The organism is Candidatus Igneacidithiobacillus taiwanensis (assembly GCF_031962545.1).
Lineage (GTDB): Bacteria > Pseudomonadota > Gammaproteobacteria > Acidithiobacillales > Acidithiobacillaceae > Igneacidithiobacillus > Igneacidithiobacillus taiwanensis.
Window position 1 is genome coordinate 1 of sequence record NZ_JAVRKK010000199.1, and the last position, 3,112, is coordinate 3,112.

Here is a 3,112-nt window from a genome sequence, read left to right on the forward strand (position 1 = left end):
GCCTGCCCGATCAAAGGAAGTCCGCCCAGGGCAGTAAGGGATTCGGAAGTCTGCCGGTGAAATGTAGTGGGTTCCATGTGCACCCGTTGGGTGAATCACTAAAAGTCAGATTATACCATGGAAAACATGTTGTTAGGACATTTTCTAAGGATCGAGGTCACGGATTCAGACTAAAGCCTAGGTAATTGCGCGGCAGATCTGGGTCAAACATTACTCCAAGACACGAAATTTATTACATGATACAAATTCTGCACTGCTATACTATTCGTACTTTCTTGCTGGAGTTTGCTTTCATGTCAAGTCGTTCCGCATATTTCAAGAGAAGGGCCCTCTCTTTGCTTACTGGATACGGGGTGGATGGTGAGCAACGATTGGCTAGGCATATCAATAAGTTAGATTTGGGTAGATTTCCATCAGAAAATTCGAACAAGGCGTATACCGGTCAGGATGCCCGTATCATTCGAGAAAGTCCTGGGTGTCCCTCGCCCTTGGTACGGCTGGATGAGCCTGAAGTTTTAGCGTTTTTCTATAGCAAAGGAGGCGTTGGAAAGACCACTATTTGCGCTAACGTGGGCGTTGCTCTTGCGATGAGCGGGTACAAAGTCTTAATGATTGATGTAGATCCACAGGCTTCTTTGTCTTTACTTTTTGATATTGATGTGGATCAGGACATTCTGACTATTGGTGATGCGATTGAGGGATTGCTAATTGGGAGGAATGTCGATCTAGGTGCAGCAATACAGTACCCCATCCAAGCTTTGGATCTAGGGCTGATACCTGCAGATCAACGGCTGGTCCGCACTGACATGATGATGGTACAAGCTCAATATCGAGAACAATTATTTACAAAAGTACTGCGAAGATATAAAGATGATATTTCTCAGTTTGATTTTATTTTGATCGACACGCCGCCATCGGTAAGCAGTTTGAGCTTTTCAGCTGTTGCATCATCTGATCGTATTATTGCTGTGGTAGAACTAGCAAATATGGCTGTAAAAGCCTCTGGCAATCTTTTTGCACTTGTGGCCGAACTGGAAGAAGGAAGCGGTAAAAGACTACCGATTACATTTATTCCAAATATGCTGCATGGAGGGAAACAGTATACTCGAGAGACTTTGGAGGCGATTCGGGCTTCTGTGGCAGGTATATCTGATGTTAGTGTGACGAGTACAGTGATTCCTGAATATATTGGACTTGCAAGGCAAAAATACCTTGGAGGACAACGTACTCTGATGGAGCAGCAACCAACCTCTCCAGTTGGTATCAAAATGATTGAGCTTGCCCAGGAAATTGAAGCTATTGCTGTAATAGACCACGGAGAAAAGTAAAATGCAGAAGAAATCTATTTCTAAGTCAATGGGGCTTATGAGTCCTCTTGAGACAGCTTCAAAGGAGGAACCAATAGCGGATGGATTGCGCGGTATTCAGCGGCTACAGAAGACGCATCCTTCTATTGATGCTTTTGGATATGAAGATGGTGCGACGGTTTTCCTGTCTATAGATCGATTATCTGAATATTCCTACAACCCAAGGTGGGTGTACCTTGACGAGGCGGTGTTAGAGATGGCTGAGTCTATAAGAGCGCACGGTATACTCAATCCTATTCATGTATCACCAGATCCGGATCGAGAGGGCTGGTTTATGGTTTTGGCTGGGCGCACCCGCATTCGTGCCATACGACAATATCTTTCTGATCTTGAGGAATATCAGAAGGTCCCGGCGATCATTCATCTGGGAAAGAGCCAAAAAGAGTTGGCTATGCTTGCTTATATGGAGAACGATGCACGAACAACACAATTTCCGGTCGATATCGGTTTATATTTTCAGAAACTGTTGGAAGATGGGATTTTCGCTACGCAGGCAGAGCTTGCTGGAGCCATGCGCATTACCACGGCGAAGGTAGTCCGTTTGCTTTCTTTTGGGCGATTACACCCCACTATCCTTGAGGTAATCAAGAAGGCTCCTAACCGTTTTAGTCATATCATTGCTTATCTTCTGCTTCGCGCTCAGACTGAATATGGTCATGAAAATGCTGAAATCCTTGCCAAGCGATATCTAAAAGAAGAATGGTCTGCTCGTAGGCTGGAACATGAAGTGGAAAAGATAGAACCATCGGTGCATAAGACTCGGTCGCCTAATGTTCAAAAAATTAATTTATTTACTTCCCCAACGATCAATGCCAATGTAAAAATAAGCGATACAGGTAGGATTCATTTTTCGCTTGGGGGTGTAATAGATCCAGATAAACAGCAGGCTGTGATAGAGGCTATGAGGAAGATGGTCGATGGGATCCGAGTGATTGCTGCTGGGAATGTCGAAGATGAGGATTGTAGTTCAGTAAGCTGACGCGCTTCTTGTTGATTTGATCCGAGGGCGTCGGTGCGTTTTTGCTTGGCCAAGCTTGGCGGTTTTCTGCTCTTGAATGAGAGCGGAGGAGTACACTGTAGCCTTTACCCTTGGCTGGCTGTGTATGGTGCCGGCATCCACCAATCATGACGTAGGGAGTTTCAACGTTGAAACTTTAGAGGAACTGATTGGCAGAAGTTTCTGGACAACGCGACTCCGGGCTTTCTTTGGACTTTTTGAAAATGATCTTGATGTTCTCAATATGCTGCGCTAAGTCGTGATCATTGGTGATCTTTAGGAATTACCACTGAACCACCCCGGATTTGATGGAGGCTCCAACCTTGAAGAGAGTGGAGCCATGAACAAGTCAAACAAGTTTTCCCCTGAGGTACGTGAGCGCGCTGTGCGCATGGTGCAGGAGCACCGCGGCGAGTACCCGTCCCTATGGGCTGCTGTGGCGTCGATTGCCCCCAAGATTGGCTGCTCAGCCAACACCTTGCTGGACTGGGTCAAGCGTGCCGAGGTCGATGCAGGCACGCGCCCCGGCATGACCTCGGCAGAGGCCCAGCGCATCAAAGAGCTGGAGCGCGAGGTCAAGGAGCTGCGCCGTGCCAATGAGATCGTGAAGCTCTCCAGTGCGTTTTTCGCCCAGGCGGAGCTCGACCGCCGTAAGCGGTCGCTATGCGGCGTTCTTCAGGCAGGCTTGCGGATGTGATAGAGATCGGAGCGTAACGGATTGGCTGCGAAGTTCTCTTTCCACAGCCGT

Annotated in this window: 2 protein-coding genes and 1 pseudogene; all 3 read left to right on the forward strand. The window is 47.3% G+C overall.

All coding sequences use genetic code 11. The annotated features are described in order from the left end of the window. Positions 1-293: 293 nt before the first annotated feature. The gene (locus RTI30_RS13590; protein WP_312284053.1) at positions 294-1,328 is read left to right on the forward strand and encodes a ParA family protein; all 1,035 of its coding nucleotides are present in this window, start codon (positions 294-296) and stop codon (positions 1,326-1,328) included. A gap of 1 nt (position 1,329) precedes the next feature. After that, entirely contained in the window at positions 1,330-2,346 is a 1,017-nt protein-coding gene (locus tag RTI30_RS13595) for a ParB/RepB/Spo0J family partition protein (protein ID WP_312284054.1), read from the forward strand. A 358-nt stretch (positions 2,347-2,704) separates the two neighbouring features. Continuing rightward, positions 2,705-3,015: pseudogene (locus RTI30_RS13600) on the forward strand (transposase); the annotation flags it as partial. Between the last annotated feature and the right edge of the window lie 97 nt (positions 3,016-3,112).

What these genes read in the sequence shown, in the direction of transcription:
- RTI30_RS13590 (WP_312284053.1), top strand. Translation starts at nt 294, where the DNA reads ATGTCAAGTCGTTCCGCATATTTCAAGAGAAGGGCCCTCTCTTTGCTT.
- RTI30_RS13595 (WP_312284054.1), top strand. Translation starts at nt 1,330, where the DNA reads ATGCAGAAGAAATCTATTTCTAAGTCAATGGGGCTTATGAGTCCTCTT.